Here is a 21,241-nt window from a genome sequence, read left to right on the forward strand (position 1 = left end):
AAGCGGGAGGGGAGAGCTTCGTCATTCCACCGTCAGCACCAGCTGGCCGTCGCCGTCGGTGACGTACACCGTCGAGCCGTCGGGCACCTCGCCGCGCAGCAGCTTGTCGGCGAGTGCGTCCTGCAGATAGCGCTGGATTGCGCGCTTGAGCGGCCGCGCGCCATAGACCGGATCGTAACCCACCCGGCCCAGCCATTTGCGCGCGCTGTCGGTCAGGTCGATCGTGATCTTGCGATCCTTGAGCAGCTTGGCCACCCGCGCGACCTGAATGTCGACGATCGGCGCCATATGCTCCTCGCCCAGCCGGTGGAACAGGATGATCTCGTCGAGACGGTTGAGGAATTCGGGGCGGAAATGTCCGCGCACCACTTCCATCACCTGCGGCTCGACATCCTTGACCTTCTGGTCCTCGGTCATGCCCGCGAGATACTGGCTGCCGAGGTTCGAGGTGAGGATGATCAGCGTGTTCGAGAAATCGACCGTGCGGCCCTGGCCATCGGTCAGGCGACCGTCGTCGAGCACCTGCAACAGCACGTTGAACACGTCCGGATGCGCCTTCTCGACCTCGTCGAACAGCACGACCTGATAGGGCCTGCGCCGCACCGCCTCGGTGAGCACGCCGCCCTCCTCATAGCCGACATAGCCCGGAGGCGCGCCGATCAGCCGTGCAACCGCGTGCTTCTCCATGAACTCGCTCATGTCGATGCGCACCATCGCGTTGTCGTCGTCGAACAGGAAGCCCGCCAGCGCGCGCGTCAGCTCGGTCTTGCCGACACCCGTGGGGCCGAGGAACAGGAAGCTGCCGAGCGGACGATTCGGGTCCTGCAACCCCGCGCGCGAGCGCCGGACCGCCTTGGATACCGCCTCGACCGCCGCCTGCTGGCCGATCACGCGCTTGCCGATATGCTCTTCCATCGAGAGCAGCTTCTCGCGCTCGCCCGCGAGCATCCGGTCAACCGGAATGCCGGTCCACTTGCTCACCACTGCGGCGATATCGTCCTCGGTCACCTCCTCGCGCAGCATCGCGCCAGCCGTGTGGCTCTGTGCCTCGGCCAGCTTGCGCTCGAGCTCGGGGATGCGGCCATAGGAAAGCTCGCCCGCGCGCGCGAGATCGCCGTTGCGCTGCGCCTGTTCGAGCTCGATGCGCAAGGCATCCAGCTCTTCCTTGAGCCTGGCCTCGGCGTGGATCTTGTCCTTCTCGCCCTGCCAGCGCGTGGTCAGCTCGGCCGATTGCTGTTCGAGCTCGGCCAGGTCCTTCTGCAGCGTCGCGAGGCGATCCTTCGACGCGGCATCGCTTTCCTTGCCGAGCGCCGAAGCCTCGATCTTGAGCTGGATGATCCGCCGGTCGAGCGCCTCGATCTCCTCGGGCTTGCTCTCCACCTCCATGCGGATGCGGCTCGCCGCCTCGTCCATCAGGTCGATCGCCTTGTCGGGCAGGAAGCGGTCCGAGATATAGCGGTTGGAGAGCGTCGCCGCCGCCACCAGCGCGTTGTCGGTGATCCGCACGCCATGGTGCAGCTCGTATTTCTCCTTGAGGCCGCGCAGGATCGAGATCGTGTCCTCGACATTGGGCTCGCCGACGAACACCGGCTGGAAGCGCCGCTGCAGCGCGGGGTCCTTCTCGACATGCTTCTGATATTCGTCGAGCGTGGTCGCGCCGATGCAGTGCAGCTCGCCGCGCGCCAGCGCGGGCTTGAGCAGGTTCGAGGCGTCCATCGCGCCCTCGCCCTTGCCGGCACCAACCAGCGTGTGCATCTCGTCGATGAACAGGATGATCTCGCCCTCGGCAGTCTTCACCTCGTCGAGCACCGCCTTGAGCCGCTCCTCGAACTCGCCGCGATATTTCGCGCCCGCGATCAGCGCGCCCATGTCGAGCGCCATCAGGCGGCGGTCCTTCAGCGAATCGGGCACATCGCCATTGGCGATGCGCAGCGCTAGGCCTTCGGCGATCGCGGTCTTGCCGACGCCGGGTTCGCCGATCAGCACCGGGTTGTTCTTGGTGCGACGCGCCAGGATCTGCACCGTGCGGCGGATTTCCTCGTCGCGGCCGATCACCGGGTCGAGCTTGCCCTCGCGCGCCACCGCGGTCAGGTCGCGCGCATATTTCTTCATCGCCTCATAGCTTTCCTCGGCGCTGGCCGAGGTTGCGGTGCGGCCGCCGCGCAGGTCGTTGATCGCGGTGTTGAGCGCTTCCGGGGTGACGCCCGCCTTGGCCAGCGCATCGCCCGCCTTGGTGCCCTTGGCGAGCGCGATGGCGAGCAGCAGCCGCTCGACCGTGACGAAGCTGTCGCCGGCCTTGCTGGCAACCTGTTCGGCGCTGTCGAGCAGCCGCACCGCGTCATTGTCCAGGCCCGGCGTCTGCTGCGCACCGCCGCCCGAGACGGCCGGCACCTTGGCAAGCAGGGCATCGACCTCCTGCACCGCGGCCGGGGCCTGCCCCCCTGCGCGCGCGATCAGCCCGGCGGCCATGCCTTCGCTGTCTTCGAGCAGCGCTTTGAGGATATGCTCCGGGCTGATCCGCTGATGGCTCATCCGAATGGCAACAGTCTGCGCCGATTGCAGGAAGCCCTTGGCGCGGTCGGTAAATTTCTCGAGGTTCATGGGAGTTTCTCCACCCTATCCAGCCCTTGCCGACCAGAGATAGTGTTGCATCTTTGCAACGCAAGGGGAGGCTGATGCAGATTTTGGGCGTCCGCTTTCAGCCTCTGCCAGCCCGCGCCAGAAGCTGCATCGCCCGCGACAGATGCGGACGGTCAAGCATGCCGCCCTTGTATCCGATCGTCCCTGCGCCCGGGTGGGCGGCGAACAGGTCGACGATCGCCTGGGCCTCGGTCAGCTCCTCCTCACTGGGGGTGAAGGCGGCATTGATGACATCGACCTGCGCCGGATGGATGGCCAGCATTCCGGCAAATCCATCGCGCCGTACCTTCTCGGCGCGCGCCTTGAGCCCGTCCAGATCCCGGAAATCGCCCTGGATCGTCTCGATCGCGGCAACCCCTGCAGCGGCTGCGCCGAGCAGGCACAGGCTGCGCGCGAGCTCATAGGTGAAGCCATAACTGCCGTCCGCGTTGCGGTTGCTGGCCGCGCCGATCGAATCGGCCAGATCCTCCGCGCCCCAGCTCAAGGCCATCAGACGCGGCGCGCCCTTGTAGTCGCCGGTGGTGAACATCGCCTCGGCGGTCTCGGTCACCAGCGCGATCACCGGGGTCGATCCCGGTTCGATCCCGTTCGCGACTTCCAGCGCCGAGAGATAATGGTCGAGCCGTTCGACATCGTGCCGTCCGCGCGCCTTGGGCAGCATGATGCCGCCGGGTCGCGCGGGCATGACTGCGGCGAGATCGTGCAGCGTCCAGTCTCCGTCGAGCGGATTGACCCGCACCCAGAGCCGCTCGTGCCCGGAGGCGCGGCTTGCAAGCAGGCCGTGCACCAGTTCGCGAGCAACAGGCTTGTTCTCTGCCGCAACCGCATCCTCCAGGTCGAGCAACACGATATCGGCAGCACTGTCGGCGGCCTTGGCCATCTTTTTCTCGCTGTCGCCCGGGGCAAACAGCCAGGACCGCATCGGAAGGTTCTGTAACTCGGTCATCGCCTCAAGGTCCGCTCCATGTCTCGCCGGACCTGCTTTTACCGCCGCACAGGACAAGCGCAATCGCGCAGCATGGGCGGCGGCGTGCGCCAGCTGTGGCGCGGTCGCGACGGACACGCCAGACACCCGGTTTTCCCGCGATTTCGATGCTCCCCGCACGACCAAAAAATGGTGTCGCACGAAATAATTGATCCGAAACGGAAGCAAAAAATACCGCAGATTCGGGGTCACCCCCCAAAATCCGGGGTGGTAAGCATCTGAAGATGCTGCAAGAACTGTTCTCACAGAGCCAACGTCCGCGACCGGCCATAGGGGCCGGCCAGGCAGGACGACAACAAGGCCGACGGGCGCGCGCGCAACAACAGGGACATGCACGTGAAATCTTTAGCGAGAGAAACCAGCCCACGCCCAGCGACCACATGGCATCGCCCCCTCCGCCCCGATGGCGCGCAGGCGGACGGGCCGCGTACCGCCCAGAACGACGGCGACCGCCGCACCCGCCTGGTCATGCGCGAACAGCAGGCAGCCCGGCTGAGGAGCAACTGCTTCCCCGAGCTCAAGCTGCGCAATCCGTTGTGGGACATGCTGGTCGCGCTGCTTGCGGCCAAGCGCAGCGGTAGCCAGCTGTCGATGAGCGACCTTTGCCTGATGAGCGACGCGCCCGAAAGCACCGCGCTGCGCCTGATCCACCAGCTGCGCGAAAAGGGCTATGCCGACATGGTGCCCGATCGGTCGGATCGGCGACGCACGCGGGTGACGCTCACCACCCTGGGTGAGGCGCAGTTCGACCTGTATCTGGACCGCTTCGATCTCGTCTGATCGGCGGATTTGGCGTTTTACCTCGATTTAAGGCTTTTTGCGTAAGGGTGTGGTGCAAAGGACGCACCCATCATGTCATTCGGCAAAAAAGGACTGACGGACTACAACGTCGATGCGGCGCGGAATGGCGATGCCAGCCTGCCGCAGCGCGAAGCGCGCGTGCACCGGTTGATGAAGGTCACCCTGTTTCACGAGCGCTTCGGCAGTGCCGATGGCGTGATCCGCGATATCTCGAGCGGCGGACTTGGCGGGCGGTGCGCCGCGCCGCTCTATCCCGGCGATGTAGTCGAAATCGATCGGCCGGGCCTTGGCCGGTTCGAGGCGGAAGTGCGCTGGGTCCGCAGCGGCCAGTTCGGCGCACAGCTTACCACCGATCTGAAGATCGACACCAAGCAGGTCGAAAGCCTGTCGTTCAACAGCAGCACGACCTGGGACAGCAAGGTCAACAAGCCGCTGGAAAACCATGTCTTCACGCGCTTCAAGCCGATGAAGAGCACCTATCGCCCCACGATATCGATGCCCCGGCGCGACAAGCAGGTCTGACGTTCCAGACCCCGGCCCGGCATGCAACCGGGCACGGGGCATGGATGCTCAGACGGATCAGTCGAACTTCAGGCTCTTGACCGACTTGACCCCGGCAAGCTGGCACAGCTTCCAAAGCACCGGCTCGGCCACCGCGCCGTCCAGCGACAGCAGCAGTACCGCCTCGCCGCCCGCACGCGCCTCGCGGCGGCCCAGGTGGAAGGTCGCGATGTTGACATTGGCCTCGCCCAGCGTCGAGCCCAGACGACCGATGAAGCCGGGTTCGTCGCGATTGACGATGTACAGCATGTGCCCGGCGAGATCGGCCTCGATCTTGATGCCGTAGATCTCGACCAGACGCGGCGTGGCATTGCCGAACAGCGTGCCCGCGACCGAGCGCTCGCCATCGGCGGTGGCAACCGAGACGCGCACCAGCGTGTGGTAATCGCCCTCGCGGTCATGCCGCACTTCGCGCACGTCGAGCCCGCGGTCCTTGGCGAGGAACGGTGCATTGACCATGTTCACTGCGTCACTGAACGCGCTCATGAACCCGGCGAGCACCGCAGCGGTGATCGGCTTCATGTCGAGTTCGGCCGCCGCACCCTCGACCTCGATCGCGATGCTCTTGACCCGGTCGCTCTCGAGCTGACCGACGAGGCGGCCCAGATTGGTCGCCAGCGCCATATAGGGGCGCAGCTTCGGCGCCTGTTCCGCCGAGAGGCTGGGCATGTTAAGCGCGTTGGTCACGCCACCCTTGACCAGATAATCGGCCATCTGTTCGGCGACCTGGATCGCGACATTGACCTGCGCCTCGCTGGTCGATGCGCCCAGATGCGGGGTCGCGACGAAGTTCGGCGTGTTGAACAGCGGATGCTCGTGCGCCGGTTCGGTCGCGAACACGTCGAGCGCGGCGCCGGCGACATGCCCCGAATCGAGCGCTTCCTTGAGCGCGGCTTCGTCGATCAGACCGCCGCGCGCGCAGTTGATGATCCGCACGCCCCTCCGGGTCTTGGCCAGCGCTTCCTTGCTGAGGATGTTGCGCGTCTGGTCGGTCAGCGGGGTGTGCAGCGTGATGAAATCGGCGCGCGCGAGCAGATCGTCGAGCGTGACCTTCTCGATGCCCAGTTCCACCGCGCGCTCGGGCGTCAGGAACGGGTCGAATGCGATGACCTTCATCTTGAGGCCCAGCGCGCGGTCGGCGACGATCGAACCGATATTGCCCGCGCCGATCAGGCCGAGCGTCTTGGCGGTCAGTTCGACCCCCATGAAGCGGTTCTTTTCCCACTTGCCGGCCTGGGTCGAGGCATCGGCCTCGGGCAGCTGGCGGGCGAGCGCGAACATCAGCGCGATGGCATGTTCGGCGGTGGTGATCGAGTTGCCGAACGGCGTGTTCATCACGACCACGCCCTTGGCGGAAGCTGCGGGAATATCGACATTGTCGACGCCGATGCCGGCGCGGCCGACGACCTTGAGGTTGGTCGCGGCATCGAGGATCGCCTTGGTCACCTTGGTCGAGGAGCGGATGGCAAGACCGTCATACTGGCCGATGATCGCGGCGAGCTCTTCGGGGGTCTGGCCGGTGATGACGTCGACTTCGCAGCCGCGCTCGCGGAAGATCTGCGCGGCCTTGGGATCCATCTTGTCGGAAATCAGAACTTTGGGCATGGGAATATCCTTTGTCGGAAAAGATGTGCCGATCCCCTGCACAGGCAGGGGCCCATCTCCGGACCGCTGCACCAGGCGCATGCGCAGGAGATGGGTCCCCGCCTTTGCGGGGAACCGGTTCGATTACTGGGAAGTGAGCTCGGAATAGGCCCAGTCGAGCCAGGGGCCGAGCGCCTCGATATCGGCGGTGTCGACGGTCGCGCCGCACCAGATGCGCAGGCCCGCAGGGGCATCGCGATACCCTGCGATGTCGAAGGCCGCGCCTTCCTTCTCGAGCAGTCCGGCAAAGGCCTTGATGAAAGCCTCGTCCGCGCCCTCGACCGTCAGGCAGACGCTGGTGGTCGAACGCGTGGCCGGATCGGGCGCGAGATGGCCGAGCCATGGGCGTGCCTGGACGATGGCATCGAGCGCCGCCGCATTGGCGTTGGAGCGCGCGATCATCGCATCGGCGCCGCCCAGCGACTTGCCCCATTCGAGCGCGAAGATCGCATCTTCCACCGCGAGCATCGACGGGGTGTTGATCGTCTCGCCCTTGAACACGCCCTCGGCGAGCTTGCCCTTGCTGACCAGGCGGAACACCTTGGGCAGCGGCCAGGCGGGGGTATAGGTTTCGAGCCGTTCGACCGCGCGCGGGCCGAGGATCAGCACGCCATGCGCGCCCTCGCCGCCCAGCACCTTCTGCCAGGAGAAGGTGGCGACATCGATCTTGTCCCAGGGCAGGTCATAGGCAAACACCGCGCTAGTCGCGTCGGCAAAGCTCAGCCCCTCGCGGTCGGCGGCGATCCAGTCGCCATTGGGGACACGCGCGCCCGAGGTGGTGCCGTTCCAGGTAAACAGCACGTCGTGCGACCAGTCGACCGCATTCAGATCGGGGATCTGGCCATAATCGGCGCGCAGGATGACAGGATCGAGCTTAAGCTGCTTGGCCGCGTCGGTCACCCAGCCCTCGCCGAAGCTTTCCCAGGCGAGCGCGGTGACGGGGCGGGCGCCCAGCATCGTCCACATCGCCATTTCGAAGGCGCCGGTGTCCGATCCGGGCACGATACCGATCCGGTGGGTGTCGGGGAGCTTGAGCAGCTCGCGCATCAGGTCGATGCAATATTGCAGCCGCGCCTTGCCGATCTTCGACCGGTGCGAACGACCCAGCGATTCGGTGGAAAGTTGTGCTGCCGACCAGCCCGGGGGCTTTGCGCAGGGGCCCGAGGAAAAATACGGGCGAGCAGGCAGGGTGGCAGGTTTCTTGGCGAGCACAGCGCCCGCACCAACGGTATCAGTCATGTCAGTCTCTCCTTGCAGAGAGCACGCGCGGCGTTGGGACCGCGTGGCCCGTCGACGGCCCTAGGGGCGAATTGCAACGAAAGCAATCACCAAATGCCGGACGGGGCCAGAATCACGCCGCCCTGCGCAACAAAAGCACAGGGCGGCCGCAATTCACTTCTTGAAAATGACCTTGCCACGCTGCGAGACGAGCAGCTTTTCCATCGTGACGGGGTGGAAATAGGCTTCGACATTCTGGCCTTCGGGGGTGACGCCATAGACCTCGTAGCAGCCGCCATCGACCTTGGATTTCTTGACCTTCCAGCCATCCTTCTTGAGCTTGGCTTCCAGATCGGTACGGCTCTTCCAGCCCGTCTGCGGGCCCGCGTCGCACTTCATCTTGCCGGTGGCAAAGGCATCCGGAGCAGCGGAAAACTGCATCGCGGTGGCGGCGGCGACGGCCAGCATGGCCTGTGCGAATTTCATGGATTGTCCCTCTTCTCTACCACGGTCAGCCCGTTGCTGCCTGTGTGCCATGGCGCGCTGAACGCCGCTTGAACATAAGTATGACCCGTGCGGTTTCCAGAACCAGCAGCGGAACAAAATGCACGACCATGCCCATATATTCGCCGTCAACGTACACCCAGTGCAGCGCGATCAGCAAGGCGGCGGGGTAGACCAGCTGTTGCAGCCGTTTCCAGTTGGTCCGCATCGCCCGCTGCGAGGCATTGTTGCTGGTCGCCCCCATCGCGATGAAGATCGCCAGCGCCGCATAGCCGGTCCAGATGCTGAAAATCAGCGACTCTTCGGCGATCATGCCCCAGTCGCCCATGTCATAGAGATAGAAGGCCAGGTGCAGCACGCCATAGAGGCAGGCCGCCACGCCCAGCGCGCGGCGCCGCGCGAGCAGCCAGTCGAGCCAGCGCCGTCGGCCGAAAATCGCACGCAGGGGGGAGATCATCATCGCGATGATCATGAACCGGACCGAAAATTCGCCGCTGGGGTGAATCAGATCGAACGCGGTCACCGGGTCGCGCAGGAAGCCGATGCTCATGCCGATCGCCGGTATCGCCAGCAGAAACCAGAAAAACCCCTGCTTGTTGATCAGCCACAACATCGTGTCCGCACCTTCCCCTGGCGTGCTCCGCTTCGTCCGAATCAGCGCTAGCCTCACCGCAAGAGCCGCGCAATGCCGCGCGTTCAATCCCTATGACCCCGTTAACCATCCTCGGAACAGCAGGGTTAAATTTCATTGATTAGGATCAACGCCATGGAACAAGGCGTTCATCAAGGTCCCTCCCTGGCCGCTGGTGGCCCGCTGCCCCTGGGCGGCGGCGACCCTGCGGAGATGAGCGCTGGCGAAGGCGCGGGCCTGCACAGGCGTGCACGGTCCGCGCCGCGTCGCATCGATCCACGCTTCACGACGATCGTCGAATCACCCGAATTGCAGCGCGTCGCCCTGGTCGCCGCGCTGTCGGTGCTGATCGCGGGCTGTTCGATGCTGCCCGAAGGTCGCGGGCTGTCGCGGGCCCCTGCCCGGGCCCCGACGCGGAGCGAGCAGGTCCTGCGGCCGGCCTTGCCCGCCGCGCCGCTCGCCGACACGCGCCAGTGCATCAGCCAGCTCAGCAAGGCGCAGGTGCGCTTCACCCCCGTGCCCGACCAGACCTTCGGCGCGGGCTGCTCGCAGCTTGGCAGCGTCCGCCTCTCGGCGATCAGCCTGATGGAAGCCGGCCGCGGGCGAAGCGAGCTGGCGATCAGCAATATCGGCCCGGTCCGGTGCGAACTGGCACAACGCTTTGCCGGATGGGCGCAATATGGCATCGCCCGCGCCGCCGAACAGATGCTCGGCAGCCCGCTGGTGAGGATCGAGACCATGGGCAGCTATTCGTGCCGCAACATTGCCGGCTCGGTAAAGCTCTCGCAGCACGCGCATGCCAATGCCATCGACATTGCCGGGTTCGTGCTCGCCGATGGCCGCCGCATCACGGTCAAGGAGGGCTGGAACGGCAGCAACCAGGAACGCGCGTTCCTGCGCACCATCCATGCCAGCGCCTGCAAGCGGTTCGGCACCGTGCTGGGGCCCGAATACAACGCCGCGCACCGCGACCATCTGCATGTCGACATGAGCGGCCAAGGCTATTGCCGATAGCACGATCGCCCCTTAATTGCGGGCGATGACCAAGAAAGACCTGACAGAGCCGCGCTTTCGCCGCGCCGCCGAAGACGCCCGTACCGCCGAACGCGCGGTCCACGATACCCCCCAGACCCAGGATCCGGCCTATCGCCTGGCCTTTGGCGATACCGAATTCCTGCTGCGCCAGGAACTGCGCCCGGTGCGCTTCCAGCTCGAGCTGCTCAAGCCAGAGATGCTGCTCGAAGAGGCCGGCATCGGATCGACGCTGGTGATCTACGGATCGGCGCGCATCCCCGCACCCGACAAGTGCGAGGGCATGGTCGAGGCCGCGCGCAGCCCCGAGGAAAAGAAGGTCGCCGAACGGCTGGTCGCCAAGGCCCGCTATTATGACGAAGCGCGCAAGCTGGCGCAGCTGGCCAGCGAATGCGGCGTGGTCGAGGATGGCAAGCGCCAGTTCGTCGTCTGCTCGGGCGGCGGCCCTTCGATCATGGAAGCCGCCAATCGCGGCGCGGCCGATGTCGGCATGGATTCGGTCGGGCTCAACATCGTGCTGCCGCACGAGCAGGCGCCCAACCGCTTCGTCACCCCGCACCTGTCCTTCCAGTTCCACTATTTCGCGCTGCGCAAGATGCACTTCCTGCTGCGCGCCCGCGCGGTCGCGGTCTTCCCCGGCGGCTTCGGCACGTTCGACGAATTCTTCGAGCTCCTGACGCTGATCCAGACCGGCAAGATGGCACCGATCCCGATCGTGCTGTTCGGCCAGGACTTCTGGAACCGTGTCGTCAATTTCGAGGCGCTGGCCGAAGAGGGCGTGATCTCGCCGGGCAATCTCGACCTGTTCAGCTTCGTGGAAACGGCGGACGAGGCCTGGACGAAAATCCGGACCTTCTACGACCTGCCCTGCAACTGAGCCTCGTCCCGCCATGCCCGTCGTTCCGCACCATCCGGGCTGGGCGGCGGACTATCGGGCCGAGGCGGCTGTCGTCCTCGCGGCCATGGGCGACAGCCTGGTCGCGGTGCACCATATCGGCAGCACCGCGATACCGGCCATCTCGGCGAAACCCATTATTGACATGCTGGGCGTTGCGACCACGCTCGAGGCGGTCGAGCGCGCCACGCCTGCGCTGACAGCGCTGGGCTATGAGGCCATGGGCGCGTTCGGCATCGAGGGCCGGCGCTATTTCCGCAAGCATGACGGTGGGGGAACCCGCACCCATCATCTGCACGTGTTCGCCGCCGGATCGCCGCATATCGCCCGGCATCTGGCCTTCCGCGATTATCTGCGCGCGAATCCCGACAGGGCGGCCGCCTATTCGGAGCTGAAGCAGACGCTTGCCGCCGATCCGCACAGCTATGTCGCGCGCAAGGATCCGTTCGTGCTGGCGGTCGAAGCCGAAGCGCTGGCCTGGGCCGGCCGGAGGAACGGTTACTGACCCAGTTCGGCGCTGCGCTTCGCCGCCGCAGCCATGGCCTCGCCCACCAGCCGGTCGAGCGCGGCATCGGCATCGAATATGTTGAGCGCGGCGCGGGTGGTGCCGCCGGGACTGGCGACGCGCTCGGCGAGCTCGGCCGGGCTCTCGTCGGACCGGGACGCCAGCTCAGCCGAACCGCGCACCATCGCCATCGCAAAGCGCGCGGCCTGGTCTGCGGGCATGCCGAGACCCTCAGCCGCCTTGCCCAGCGCATCGATGAAGCGGAACAGATAGGCCGGGCCCGACCCGCTCAAGGCGGTGACGAAGTGCATCTGCGCCTCGTCCGCCAGCCATTCGGCAGTGCCCAGCATGGCGAAGAGCGATTCGAGCCGGGCGCGGTCGTCATCGCTCAGCTCTTCGGCATAGAGCGCAGTGACCGACTGGCCGATGCTCACCGCCATGTTCGGCATGATCCGAGCGATCGCGCGGGCGTTTGGGATGGCGGAGCGCAGCCCAGCGCATTCCACCCCGGCGAGCATCGAGACGACCAGCGCGTGCGACAGGTCGAGCCTGGCGAGCTGCGGCGCGACTTCGGCCAGCATCTGCGGCTTGATTCCGAGCAGCAGCCAGTCGGGCGCGGAAAGGCCGGGGTCGATCGCGGTCAGGTGGCGAACCCCGGTGGGCAGGTCGCGTGGGCAAGGATCGACCACGGCGACGGCGGCAGGGTCGAGCCCTTGCGCAAACCAGCCGCGCAGCATCGCGCCGGCCATGTTGCCCGAGCCGATGACCAGAAGGGATTGGGGGAAAACGCCCAGCACACCTACCTCCATTTGTCCCGAGCGTGTCGAGGGACGCTGCGCAACCGTTCCGGATCACGTCCCTCGACTTTAGTCTACCCTGAGCGGCTGGCTTGCCAGCCAGCCGAAGGGCTCGGGACAAACGGATAAGGGTCAGGCGTCAGCCTTCTAGCCCTCAAGCCTCGCCCTGGGTGTCGATCAAGGCCGCAGCCAGCGCTTCCTGCGGGCTCTTGTCGCCCCAGAGGATGAACTGGAACACCGGATAGAAGCGGTCGCACTCGTCGATCGCCGCCTCGACCGCGAGCTGCGCCTGGTCAAGCCCGAGCATGGCGTCGCTGCCCAGCATCATGCCGTTGCGATAGAGCACCACGCCGCTGTTCGACCAGATGTCGAAATGGCCGAGCCACAGCTGCTCGTTGATCAGGGCCAGCGCCTCGCAGATGACCGCGAACTTGTCGTCGGGCACGCGGATATCGGGCATGGCGAGAAGCTGCAGCACATTGTCCTCGTGCCGCCAGATCGCGCGGAGCTGATAGCTGGTCCAGCTGCCCTTGACCTCGGTCAGCAGCTCGTCCTCGCCCACCATCTCGCACGGCCAGCCACGCGCCTCGAACAGCGCGGCCAGCATGTCGACCGGCGCGGCTTCCTCCCGATCCAGGTCAAGCTGCTGTTCGTTCATGAAATTCCTTTCGCGCCCCGTGGCACGGGCGCCAAGATGACCCGATGCCCGGTTGCGCGCAATGGGCGGACGCTGGGCCACCGTCCGCCTTGTCGCGAAGTCTGTTCAAAAACTGTGGATAAGCAGGGCTAATCCGGGCTTACTCAGCCCCACCCGCCGCCCTGGCCGACAGCGCCGCTTCCAGCGCCGCCACGCGCGCCGCCAGGCTGTCCGCCTCTTCGCGCGCCTTGGCGGCCATTTCCTTCACCGCCTCGAACTCGTCGCGGCTGACGAAATCGAGCCCGGCAATCCATTCGCGGGTGCGCTCGCGCGCGCTCTCGCCCGCCTCGCGGCTCATCCCTGCGACGGTGCCGGCGAGGCCGTTGATGAACTTGGCGAAATCGCCGCCGAATTCGGACTTGTTCTGCATGTCTAACTCCTTGGGGGAGACGCGTCCCGCGTCCTTGCATCCCGCATATCTAGCATGTGGGGACCATCAGCGCCAATCGCAACCGCGCGTCACGGCCCCGGCGGGGCGAGCTGGATGCGCTGCGCATCGCGCGGCACCACCAGCTGTTCGGCATCGGGGTTGAGCTGATCGATCTGCTTGTTGAGCACCGAAGCGAAGCACAGCCAGGCGAGATAGGGCACCATCAGCCAGGCCGCGAGCGGCCGAATGCGCCCGAACACGATCGTCGTGGCAAAGGCGGCAACGAATATGGCGACGAGCAGATAGAAGGCTCCCGTGACCTGGTGCATGCGGAAGAAATAGATCGGCCAGGCAAGGTTCAGCGCCAGCTGGACGAAGAACAGCAGCACCGCCAGCCCGCGAAGACGCGCGCCGCGCGCGGTGACCACCACCGTCACGGCGAGACCCATCATCACGTAGAGGATCGACCAGGCGATGCCGAACGCCGCACCCGGCGGCTGCGCTTCGGGCTTGATCAGCGCCTGGAACCAGCGGTTTTCCTCGCCCGAGCCCGAAAAATTGCTGACCCCGAAGCCGAGCAGCACGACCAGCGGCACGAACAGCAAGGCCCAGCGCAGAAAGGCGAGACGAAGCTGCATGGGCGAGGCAATCTCATTCATCGACGCGGATTCTCCTGCCCGCACAACGGGCTATTCCTATCGCATATCGAATTAATCTGGCGCACGCCAGCGCGGTTTACCAAGGTTTTCCGTGCCGTTGCGGGTCAACAGCTGCGCCCCTTCTGCGCCGCGACGAGGAATTCGATATTGCCGCTCGGCCCGGTAATCGGGCTTTGTGTCAGCCCGGTGACCGGCCAGTCGATACTCTCGAGCCAGCGCATCACCCGGTCGCAGACCGCGCGGTGCAATTCAGGATCGCGCACCACCCCGCCCTTGCCGATCTGGTCCTTGCCGACCTCGAACTGCGGCTTGATCAGCGCGGCGAGCCACGCGCCGGGCCGGGCAAAGGACATCGGCACCGGCAGCACCTTGTCGAGCGCGATGAAGCTTGCGTCGCACACCACGATGTCGATGGGGCGGGTGATGTGCGCCTCGGTGAGGATTCGCGCGCTAGTCTGCTCGTGCACCGTGACGCGATCGTCCTGGCGCAGCTTCCAGGCGAGCTGGTTGGTGCCGCTGTCCACCGCGAACACATGCGCAGCCCCGCGCGTCAGCAGCACATCGGTAAAGCCGCCGGTGGACGATCCGACATCGATCGCGGTCATGCCGCTCACGTCGATGCCGAAATGGTCGAGCGCATGCGCCAGCTTGATGCCGCCGCGCGACACCCAGGGATGATCGCGCCCGCGCACCTCGATCGCGGCATCGCCCGACACCGTCTCGCCCGCCTTGGCAACCTTGCGCTCGCCGACGAAAACCAGCCCCGCCAGGATCAGCGCCTGCGCACGCGAGCGACTCTCCGCCAGCCCGCGATCGACCAGCAACTGATCGATGCGCGCCTTGCGCGGTTTTTCCGAAGATGGGGATGGATTCTGCTCGGCCATGGCCTGCGCGTTTACCGGGGGACGCGGCGTTTTGCGAGCGCGAGATGATTACCCGGAAAAAAATGAAATACAAGACTTGCCGTTGCGGCAGTGATGATTCACATATGGGGTGCAAGGAATACAGATCGTCAGAAACCCCAGTAAAACCGGGTTTTTGCGAATGGCCCTTCACTTGGTTTCAACATAGCGAAAGGAGGTGATCCGATGTCTCATGGTTCAGCAAGAGGGTCGGTCAAGTCCATTCGGAGTGTTCGCGGCTGATAGCCTTCTGCCCTTTGGTCAGGGCAGGCGCTTTCACCAAGCGCGACATACACTTCGAAGGCGGCACTTCCGGCCGCTGACCATGTGATGGGCCGCGCGGGGAGCCAAGACTCCCGGCGGCCCCTCTCATTTCATGGTTACCCCAGGCGTTGAAGCGTCATGCTCCGCTACGGGTTTTGTTTTTTCCCCCGCAACGATGGCTCTGTGCGCCCCGCAATGCTCTCTCCCCTTCAGGGGAGAGATGCGAAGGCTTGGCAGCTTGGCTGCCTAGCCGCAGCTGAGAGGCCCACGCTGGCGGTATAGCGGGGCCTTCGACAAGCTCAGGCTGAGCGGATTGGGGGCAGCTTTGGCGATCCCTTGTAAGATACCTGCCAATCAGCAAACGACCCCATTGCAGCCGTAGTAGGGTGGGTTACAAGTGCTCGTCAGTCAAATGCCGAGGTGTCAGCTTATGAGCTATTCCGATCAGGAGCAGCAGCCGCTTGCGCCAAGGTCTGTGTCCTACATTGCCATATTGGGGCTTGCAGCTGTCGCTTTGGCGGCATTTCTAATGTTCGGATTTGATGCAGCGGCTGACTGGATAGGTCTAGGCAAGGGTGGCGGCTTCTTTTTGGCCGGAATGCTCCTTCTATTGAACGCAATCTTGCTTGTCGGCTTCGCTATTGATTTAGCGATGTATTGTTTTCTAAGGCTCTTGAAACACAACAGATATGTTAGCAAATCGTGATCGATACCTTCTCGAAGAACCACGAAATGCGATTGCCCGCTAACCACACAGCTTGCGACATTGGTTCAACGAGTAAAGCTTGCCGAAAGCAGACATGACCAGAAACCCCAGAAAGCTGGGGTTTCTGGCTCTCATTCCATATTGGTCAGCGGTCCGGCAAACATACCGGCCTCCCGCCCCCTCAGCCCAGCTTCTGCTCCACCAGCGCCTTCAGGTCCGCCGACGAGCGCGCGCCGAAGTGCGAGATGATCTCGGCGGCGGCGATGGCGCCCATGCGCAGCGACGTTTCGACATCGCGGCCCTGCGCCTGTCCGGCGAGGAAACCGGCGGCGAACAGGTCGCCCGCGCCGGTGGTGTCGACGACCTTGTCGATCGGCTCGGCGGCGACGGCGTAGCGCTGACCGTCATGGATCGCGATCGCACCCTTTTCGCTGCGGGTGACAACCAGGGTCGGCAGCTTGGCCGAGACGGTGGCGACCGCGGCTTCGAAATCATCAACTTGCGCCAGCGAGCAGATTTCGGCCTCGTTCGAGAACAGGATGTCGATCTGCCCCTTGTCGAGCAGATCGAGGAAGTCGGCGCGGTGGCGGTCGATCACGAAGGCGTCGGACAGGGTGAAGGCAACCTTGCGGCCAGCGGAACGCGCGGCATCGATCGCGGCGCGCATCGCGGCGCGGGGCTCTTCGGGGTCCCACAGATAGCCTTCGAGATACAGCACCGCCGCATCCTGGATCATCGCCGCGTCGAGCGCGCTCGCGGGCAGGAACTGCGATGCGCCCAGGAAGGTGTTCATCGTGCGCTGGCCGTCGGGCGTCACCAGGATCAGGCAGCGCGCGGTCGGCACGTCGTCACCGGCGCGCACCGGGGTGGCATAATCGATGCCGAGACTCGGCGGGCCTGTGTCAGCGATAGGATCGAATTCAAAGCCTCAGGAAAGCCCCCCATGTCGCACAATCCCCGCCTGACCGCGCTCGCCTCGACGCTGATTGCCGCAGCTTCGCTCGCCGCCTGTTCGCAGGACAAGCCGACCGAGGCCGAGCAGACCAGCAACAAGGCGATCGAGAAGGCCGCGACCGAACTGGCCGCGCAGGAAAAATGCTATGGCATCGCGCTCGCCAAGCAGAACGACTGCGCCGCCGGCCCCGGCACCAGCTGCGCGGGCACATCGAACGTCGATTATCAGGGCAATGCCTGGAAGTTCACCGAAGCCGGCGAATGCGAGAAACTGGGCGGATCGCTGACCGAGGTCGCGGACAACGATCCGCCGGTTCCGCCCAAGGGGTAATCGGTCAGAACACCGCCTTCGGGGTTTTCTCCTCCATCATCGCCGCACGCACCATCGGCACCGGCGGTCCGCCATAGGACAGGAAGGCGTCGTGGAATGCCTTCCATGCTTCGCGTCCGCCCTTGCCTGCGGTCCAGTCGGCGCGCAGCTTGCGGATCATCAGCTTCCCGAGCGTGTAGTTGAGATAGCCCGGATCATAGGTGCCGCGCAGCGCCTGCTGCCGGGCATTGCCCTCGTCGACATAGCACTGGTCGCGGAACAGCGCGACCGACTGGTCGACGCTCATGCCGCCGGTGTGCAGCCCGATGGCGGAGAGATAGCGGCAGTTGCGCAGCAAGGCGTTGGCGAGCTGGCCGATATGCACCTCTGGATCGCCCCGGCCGAGCCCCGCCTCCCACATCATCTCCTCGGTATAATGCGCCCAGCCCTCGGCATAGGCATAGCCGACGAACAGCCGCCCAAAGAACGACTTGGCGCGGTTGGCGTGGAGGAAGTTGAGGAAATGGCCCGGCCAGACCTCGTGCACGCTGGTGAACAACAGGTCCTTCTTGGGCGGAATGTATTCGGCCTGCACGTCGGGCGCCCATGACGGGTCGGGCGGCGAGATGTAATAGACCGACGGCAGGCCTTTCTCGTACGGCCCCGGAATATCGATATAGGCCGAATTCTGCCGGTTATAGGGCGGCGACTCCTCGACCCTGGCCTCTTCGGCGCCGGGGATCGAGACCAGATCCTTGTCGACCAGGAAAGCGCGCAGTTCGGGCAGCTGCCGCCGCGCCTCGGCGACCGGGCCATCCTCCGGCTTGTCGCTGGCGAGCTTCGCCATGCAATCGGGCATGGTCGCGCCCGGCGCGAACTGCGCGCAGGCGGTAGCGAGCGCCTGCTGGTTGCGCTTCAAGTCCGCCTCGCCGATCGCCTTGAGCTCGGCGAGCGGCAGATCGACCATCTCGGTATCCGCCAGCATCTGCGAGAAAAGCTGGGGTCCGATGGCATACCCGACCCTTGCCGTGGCCTTCTCGGCCTTGAGCCAGTCGGCCAGCCCCTGCATCGCCTTGCTTGCTTCGGTCGTGGCCGTTTCGAGCTCCTGCTTGACGGCTTCGTCGGTCACCTCGGCAAAGGCCGCGCGGGCATCGCCGGTGAAAAAGGTGGCGTAGCCGCCGAACGCATTGACGCCATAATCGATCGCATAGGGATCGAGCGGCGACCGGAGATTTGCCCGGATCTGCTCGGCTGCCTTGGGCACCGCGCGGGCATAGGAGATGAACGCCCTGGCGCGTGTGGTCGCATCGGCATAAGGCCGCGTGACATAGACCGAGGGGTCGAGCGTGCCGGTATAGAAGGCCGGGTTGCGGTGCGGCCAGTCCGCCGCCTTGAGCCAGAACAGCTCGCCCTTGACCACCGCGATCAGATAATCGCGCTCGAACTTCTGGTCGGCGTCGAGCCTGGAAGCATCCATGGCCTGGGCATCGGCCAGCGTCTTGTCGAGAAATGCGATCTGGTCCGCCAGCCCTTCTTCCGACCAGTCGGGCAGCTTGCCGTCGAATTCGTGCCGCCCCTGATAGACCGCGAAATCGGGATTGCGCGGAAAATAGCCGGTCAAGAAGGCGTCGAGAAACTTGCCCCATTCGCTGCCGGTATCGATCCCGGTGCCCTTTTCCGCCGGTTCGGACGGCGCGCCCCCGCTGCACGACACGGCGAGCGTCGCCAGCGACACGGCGGCAAGAATGCGTTTGGCAGGATGCATGCGGCGACCTCTCGGATTCTCGGCTTCTTCCCTTGCTGGCACCTCGCCACGCGCTTGGAAAGAGCCATTTTTTTGCAGGCGCACAACATTCGCCGCAGGGAAGCCCAAGTTCATCTTGCTTGCCGCATCGCACGGCCTCGCCTACCGCACGGGCATGGAATCCGTTGCCGCGCCGCATCCGTTCACTGTTCCCAATTATCGCGCCTATTGGCTCACCCGCCTGTGCTCGATGCTGGCGCTGTATTGCATGATGCTGATCGTCGGTTGGCAGGCCTATAATATCGCGCGCGAGACGATGGACATCGCCGCCAGCTCGGCGCGGCTGGGCATGATCGGGCTGCTGCAGTTCGCGCCGCTGTTCGTGCTCACCCCGCTGGTCGGCTGGATCGCGGACCGGATGGACCGGCGACTGGTGGCGCGCATCGTGCTGTTCTGCCAGGCGGGGATCGCCGCGATCCTGGCCTGGACCACCGCGCACGACCTCATCAGCCTGCCGATCCTCTACAGCATCGCGGCGATGCTGGGCACCGCGCGCGCGTTCCTCGGCCCTTCGCTGAGCGCGCTGGCGCCGAACCTGGTGCCCAAGGCCTCGCTGCCCACCGCGATCGCGCTGTCCTCAATTGCCTGGCAGTCGGGGATGCTGATCGGCCCCGCGATGGCCGGGCCGCTCTATGCCATCCGGCCCGACCTGCCCTATATCGTCAGCGCCGGTCTCTACGCGCTGGCAGGGCTGGCCATGCTGACCGTGGGGCCGGTGCCGCGCACGATCATGGACAAGGGCAAGGGACCGATCGCGCAGATCATCGACGGCATGGCCTATGTCGGCCAGAACAAGCTGGTGCTGGGGGTGATCACGCTCGATCTGTTCGCGGTATTCCTCGCCGGGTCGACCGCATTGCTGCCCGTGTTCGCGCGCGACATTCTTCAGGTCGGCGAACAGGGGCTGTCGCTGCTCGCCTCCTCGCCCGCAGCAGGGGCAGCCCTGGTCGCGTTCGTCTTCTCGTTTCGCCCGATTCGCGCGAATGTCGGCAACAAGATGCTGATCAGCGTGCTGCTGTTCGGCCTCGTGACGGTGGTTTTCGGTTTCAGCCGCATTCTCGTCGTCTCGATGGCGTGCCTGTTCATCGCGGGCGCGGCGGACATGTTCAGCGTCTATGTCCGCCAGTCGCTGATCCAGCTCAACACCCCCGACGACAAGCGCGGGCGCGTTTCCGCCGTGTCGCTGCTCACTGTCTCGGCCTCGAACGAGCTGGGCGATGCCTTTTCGGGCATGCTCGCCTGGCTCATCGGCCCCGTGGCGGCGGTTGTGGCGGGCGGCGGCGGCGCTATATTGATTACAGCGCTCTGGTCCCGGCTGTTTCCGCAGATCGGTGCCGCGCGCAGCTTCGATCCTGCCGAGGAAGAAGCCCAATCCCCATCGACTGCGCTGCATACCCAGGCGCCTTCTGCAGGAGAGACTTCGACATGATCGCCGCAAGCATTCTCGAAACCATCGGCAAGACGCCGCACGTCCGCATCAACCGGCTGTTCGGCGACGCGCAGGTCTGGATCAAGTCGGAACGGTCCAATCCGGGCGGATCGATCAAGGACCGCATCGCGCTCGCGATGATCGAGGCGGCGGAAGCCGACGGTTCGCTCCAGCCCGGCGGCACGATCATCGAGCCGACATCGGGCAATACCGGCGTGGGCCTTGCCATGGTCGCGGCGGTCAAGGGCTACAGGCTGGTGCTGGTGATGCCCGAGAGCATGTCGATCGAACGGCGGCGGCTGATGCTCGCGTACGGCGCGACCTTTGACCTGACCCCGCGCGAAAAGGGCATGAAGGGCGCGATCGAACGCGCGCAGGAGCTGATCGAGCAGACCCCCGGCGCGTGGATGCCGCAGCAGTTCGAGAACGCCGCGAACATCTCGGTCCATGTGCGGACCACAGCGCAGGAGATCCTCGCCGACTTTGCCGACTCGCCGATCGACGTGCTGATCACCGGCGTGGGAACCGGCGGGCACATTACCGGGTGCGCCGAGGAGCTGAAAAAGCACTGGCCCGCGCTCAAGGTCTTTGCGGTCGAACCATCGCTGTCACCGGTGATTTCGGGCGGCCAGCCGGGCCCGCACCCGATCCAGGGCATCGGCGCAGGCTTCATCCCCGGCAACCTGCACACACGGCTGCTCGATGGCGTGATTCAGGTCGATCCCGCCGACGCCAAGGAAATGGCCCGCCGCTCGGCGCGCGAGGAAGGCATGCTGGTCGGCATTTCGTCGGGCGCAACACTGGCCGCGATCGCCCAGAAGCTCAGCGACCTGCCCGCAGGATCGCGCATCCTGGGCTTCAATTACGATACGGGCGAACGCTATCTCTCGGTGCCCGACTTCCTGCCCGAATAAGCTTAATGCGCTGGCATTG

General features: G+C 65.2%; 21 protein-coding genes and 1 pseudogene. 9 read left to right on the forward strand and 13 right to left on the reverse strand.

Annotated features, from left to right (window positions below):
* Nucleotides 1-21: 21 nt before the first annotated feature.
* Both clpB and DM995_RS07745 read right to left on the reverse strand, forming a co-directional pair.
* Nucleotides 22-2,601: an ATP-dependent chaperone ClpB gene (gene clpB, locus DM995_RS07740; protein WP_116969054.1), complete on the reverse strand. Its 2,580-nt coding sequence runs from the start codon at nucleotides 2,599-2,601 to the stop codon at nucleotides 22-24.
* 97 nt (nucleotides 2,602-2,698) lie between these two features.
* Nucleotides 2,699-3,586, reverse strand: a complete 888-nt coding sequence (locus DM995_RS07745) for an HpcH/HpaI aldolase/citrate lyase family protein (RefSeq protein ID WP_116969055.1) — start codon at nucleotides 3,584-3,586, stop codon at nucleotides 2,699-2,701.
* Between the two features lie 507 nt (nucleotides 3,587-4,093).
* Here DM995_RS07745 and DM995_RS07750 point away from each other — a divergent pair.
* The gene (locus tag DM995_RS07750; RefSeq protein ID WP_023839226.1) at nucleotides 4,094-4,405 is read left to right on the forward strand and encodes a winged helix DNA-binding protein; all 312 of its coding nucleotides are present in this window, start codon (nucleotides 4,094-4,096) and stop codon (nucleotides 4,403-4,405) included.
* Between the two features lie 72 nt (nucleotides 4,406-4,477).
* On the forward strand, nucleotides 4,478-4,948 hold the full coding sequence (locus DM995_RS07755; RefSeq protein ID WP_023839225.1) for a PilZ domain-containing protein: 471 nt from the start codon (nucleotides 4,478-4,480) through the stop codon (nucleotides 4,946-4,948).
* A gap of 57 nt (nucleotides 4,949-5,005) precedes the next feature.
* On the opposite strand, the gene serA is transcribed toward DM995_RS07755, so the two are convergent.
* The 4 genes from serA to DM995_RS07775 form a co-directional block, all read right to left on the reverse strand.
* Complete coding sequence (serA, locus tag DM995_RS07760; protein WP_116969057.1) at nucleotides 5,006-6,592, reverse strand: phosphoglycerate dehydrogenase; 1,587 nt, start codon at nucleotides 6,590-6,592, stop codon at nucleotides 5,006-5,008.
* A gap of 123 nt (nucleotides 6,593-6,715) precedes the next feature.
* Nucleotides 6,716-7,870 carry a phosphoserine transaminase gene (locus DM995_RS07765; RefSeq protein WP_116969058.1) on the reverse strand — a complete coding sequence of 385 codons (1,155 nt, stop codon included), beginning with the start codon at nucleotides 7,868-7,870 and terminating at the stop codon, nucleotides 6,716-6,718.
* A gap of 153 nt (nucleotides 7,871-8,023) precedes the next feature.
* Nucleotides 8,024-8,335: a PepSY domain-containing protein gene (locus tag DM995_RS07770; protein WP_023839222.1), complete on the reverse strand. Its 312-nt coding sequence runs from the start codon at nucleotides 8,333-8,335 to the stop codon at nucleotides 8,024-8,026.
* Nucleotides 8,336-8,360: 25 nt separating this feature from the next.
* Nucleotides 8,361-8,966: a protein-methionine-sulfoxide reductase heme-binding subunit MsrQ gene (locus DM995_RS07775; RefSeq protein ID WP_116969059.1), complete on the reverse strand. Its 606-nt coding sequence runs from the start codon at nucleotides 8,964-8,966 to the stop codon at nucleotides 8,361-8,363.
* Between the two features lie 231 nt (nucleotides 8,967-9,197).
* Here DM995_RS07775 and DM995_RS07780 point away from each other — a divergent pair, with 231 nt between their 5' ends.
* From DM995_RS07780 to DM995_RS07790, 3 genes are read left to right on the forward strand one after another with little or no spacing between them, the layout of a single operon-like run.
* Nucleotides 9,198-9,998, forward strand: coding sequence for an extensin-like domain-containing protein (locus DM995_RS07780; protein WP_116970366.1), 801 nt, complete (start codon nucleotides 9,198-9,200; stop codon nucleotides 9,996-9,998).
* A gap of 25 nt (nucleotides 9,999-10,023) precedes the next feature.
* A complete protein-coding gene (locus DM995_RS07785) occupies nucleotides 10,024-10,893 on the forward strand; it encodes an LOG family protein (protein WP_116969060.1) in 870 nt (289 codons plus the stop codon).
* A 13-nt stretch (nucleotides 10,894-10,906) separates the two neighbouring features.
* Entirely contained in the window at nucleotides 10,907-11,416 is a 510-nt protein-coding gene (locus tag DM995_RS07790) for a GrpB family protein (RefSeq protein ID WP_116969061.1), read from the forward strand.
* Here DM995_RS07790 and proC read toward each other — a convergent pair.
* The 5 genes from proC to DM995_RS07815 form a co-directional block, all read right to left on the reverse strand.
* The gene (proC, locus tag DM995_RS07795) at nucleotides 11,410-12,225 is read right to left on the reverse strand and encodes a pyrroline-5-carboxylate reductase (protein ID WP_232824178.1); all 816 of its coding nucleotides are present in this window, start codon (nucleotides 12,223-12,225) and stop codon (nucleotides 11,410-11,412) included. The genes DM995_RS07790 and proC overlap by 7 nt on opposite strands.
* Before the next feature lie 142 nt (nucleotides 12,226-12,367).
* Nucleotides 12,368-12,871, reverse strand: coding sequence for a type III secretion system chaperone family protein (locus DM995_RS07800; protein ID WP_023839217.1), 504 nt, complete (start codon nucleotides 12,869-12,871; stop codon nucleotides 12,368-12,370).
* 139 nt (nucleotides 12,872-13,010) lie between these two features.
* Nucleotides 13,011-13,280 (reverse strand): accessory factor UbiK family protein, encoded by a 270-nt coding sequence (locus tag DM995_RS07805; protein WP_023839216.1) that lies wholly within the window; start codon nucleotides 13,278-13,280, stop codon nucleotides 13,011-13,013.
* 89 nt (nucleotides 13,281-13,369) lie between these two features.
* Entirely contained in the window at nucleotides 13,370-13,939 is a 570-nt protein-coding gene (locus DM995_RS07810) for a TspO/MBR family protein (RefSeq protein WP_023839215.1), read from the reverse strand.
* A 104-nt stretch (nucleotides 13,940-14,043) separates the two neighbouring features.
* On the reverse strand, nucleotides 14,044-14,823 hold the full coding sequence (locus tag DM995_RS07815) for a TlyA family RNA methyltransferase (protein ID WP_116969062.1): 780 nt from the start codon (nucleotides 14,821-14,823) through the stop codon (nucleotides 14,044-14,046).
* A 712-nt stretch (nucleotides 14,824-15,535) separates the two neighbouring features.
* On the opposite strand from DM995_RS07815, the gene DM995_RS07820 reads away from it, so the two are divergent.
* On the forward strand, nucleotides 15,536-15,811 hold the full coding sequence (locus DM995_RS07820) for a hypothetical protein (protein ID WP_157973123.1): 276 nt from the start codon (nucleotides 15,536-15,538) through the stop codon (nucleotides 15,809-15,811).
* A 181-nt stretch (nucleotides 15,812-15,992) separates the two neighbouring features.
* On the opposite strand, the pseudogene DM995_RS07825 reads toward DM995_RS07820, so the two are convergent.
* Nucleotides 15,993-16,700, reverse strand: a pseudogene (locus DM995_RS07825) (adenosine kinase); the annotation flags it as partial.
* A 54-nt stretch (nucleotides 16,701-16,754) separates the two neighbouring features.
* Here DM995_RS07825 and DM995_RS07830 point away from each other — a divergent pair.
* A complete protein-coding gene (locus DM995_RS07830) occupies nucleotides 16,755-17,096 on the forward strand; it encodes a BufA1 family periplasmic bufferin-type metallophore (protein WP_023836505.1) in 342 nt (113 codons plus the stop codon).
* A 4-nt stretch (nucleotides 17,097-17,100) separates the two neighbouring features.
* Here DM995_RS07830 and DM995_RS07835 read toward each other — a convergent pair whose 3' ends face one another.
* Nucleotides 17,101-18,840 (reverse strand): DUF885 domain-containing protein, encoded by a 1,740-nt coding sequence (locus DM995_RS07835; protein ID WP_116969064.1) that lies wholly within the window; start codon nucleotides 18,838-18,840, stop codon nucleotides 17,101-17,103.
* A gap of 154 nt (nucleotides 18,841-18,994) precedes the next feature.
* Here DM995_RS07835 and DM995_RS07840 point away from each other — a divergent pair, with 154 nt between their 5' ends.
* Both DM995_RS07840 and cysK read left to right on the forward strand, forming a co-directional pair.
* Nucleotides 18,995-20,308: an MFS transporter gene (locus DM995_RS07840; protein ID WP_116969065.1), complete on the forward strand. Its 1,314-nt coding sequence runs from the start codon at nucleotides 18,995-18,997 to the stop codon at nucleotides 20,306-20,308.
* Nucleotides 20,305-21,222: a cysteine synthase A gene (gene cysK / locus DM995_RS07845; RefSeq protein WP_116969066.1), complete on the forward strand. Its 918-nt coding sequence runs from the start codon at nucleotides 20,305-20,307 to the stop codon at nucleotides 21,220-21,222. Before DM995_RS07840 ends, cysK begins: the two co-directional genes overlap by 4 nt.
* Nucleotides 21,223-21,241: the final 19 nt, after the last annotated feature.

Source organism: Blastomonas sp. UPD001 (assembly GCF_003426715.1).
GTDB lineage: Bacteria > Pseudomonadota > Alphaproteobacteria > Sphingomonadales > Sphingomonadaceae > Blastomonas.

Bases quoted from the DNA above. Each gene is read 5' to 3' on its own strand.
- clpB (WP_116969054.1), bottom strand. From the start codon at position 2,601: ATGAACCTCGAGAAATTTACCGACCGCGCCAAGGGCTTCCTGCAATCG.
- DM995_RS07745 (WP_116969055.1), bottom strand. From the start codon at position 3,586: ATGACCGAGTTACAGAACCTTCCGATGCGGTCCTGGCTGTTTGCCCCG.
- DM995_RS07750 (WP_023839226.1), top strand. From the start codon at position 4,094: ATGCGCGAACAGCAGGCAGCCCGGCTGAGGAGCAACTGCTTCCCCGAG.
- DM995_RS07755 (WP_023839225.1), top strand. From the start codon at position 4,478: ATGTCATTCGGCAAAAAAGGACTGACGGACTACAACGTCGATGCGGCG.
- serA (WP_116969057.1), bottom strand. From the start codon at position 6,592: ATGCCCAAAGTTCTGATTTCCGACAAGATGGATCCCAAGGCCGCGCAG.
- DM995_RS07765 (WP_116969058.1), bottom strand. From the start codon at position 7,870: ATGACTGATACCGTTGGTGCGGGCGCTGTGCTCGCCAAGAAACCTGCC.
- DM995_RS07770 (WP_023839222.1), bottom strand. From the start codon at position 8,335: ATGAAATTCGCACAGGCCATGCTGGCCGTCGCCGCCGCCACCGCGATG.
- DM995_RS07775 (WP_116969059.1), bottom strand. From the start codon at position 8,966: ATGTTGTGGCTGATCAACAAGCAGGGGTTTTTCTGGTTTCTGCTGGCG.
- DM995_RS07780 (WP_116970366.1), top strand. From the start codon at position 9,198: ATGAGCGCTGGCGAAGGCGCGGGCCTGCACAGGCGTGCACGGTCCGCG.
- DM995_RS07785 (WP_116969060.1), top strand. From the start codon at position 10,024: ATGACCAAGAAAGACCTGACAGAGCCGCGCTTTCGCCGCGCCGCCGAA.
- DM995_RS07790 (WP_116969061.1), top strand. From the start codon at position 10,907: ATGCCCGTCGTTCCGCACCATCCGGGCTGGGCGGCGGACTATCGGGCC.
- proC (WP_232824178.1), bottom strand. From the start codon at position 12,225: ATGGAGGTAGGTGTGCTGGGCGTTTTCCCCCAATCCCTTCTGGTCATC.
- DM995_RS07800 (WP_023839217.1), bottom strand. From the start codon at position 12,871: ATGAACGAACAGCAGCTTGACCTGGATCGGGAGGAAGCCGCGCCGGTC.
- DM995_RS07805 (WP_023839216.1), bottom strand. From the start codon at position 13,280: ATGCAGAACAAGTCCGAATTCGGCGGCGATTTCGCCAAGTTCATCAAC.
- DM995_RS07810 (WP_023839215.1), bottom strand. From the start codon at position 13,939: ATGAATGAGATTGCCTCGCCCATGCAGCTTCGTCTCGCCTTTCTGCGC.
- DM995_RS07815 (WP_116969062.1), bottom strand. From the start codon at position 14,823: ATGGCCGAGCAGAATCCATCCCCATCTTCGGAAAAACCGCGCAAGGCG.
- DM995_RS07820 (WP_157973123.1), top strand. From the start codon at position 15,536: ATGAGCTATTCCGATCAGGAGCAGCAGCCGCTTGCGCCAAGGTCTGTG.
- DM995_RS07830 (WP_023836505.1), top strand. From the start codon at position 16,755: ATGTCGCACAATCCCCGCCTGACCGCGCTCGCCTCGACGCTGATTGCC.
- DM995_RS07835 (WP_116969064.1), bottom strand. From the start codon at position 18,840: ATGCATCCTGCCAAACGCATTCTTGCCGCCGTGTCGCTGGCGACGCTC.
- DM995_RS07840 (WP_116969065.1), top strand. From the start codon at position 18,995: ATGGAATCCGTTGCCGCGCCGCATCCGTTCACTGTTCCCAATTATCGC.
- cysK (WP_116969066.1), top strand. From the start codon at position 20,305: ATGATCGCCGCAAGCATTCTCGAAACCATCGGCAAGACGCCGCACGTC.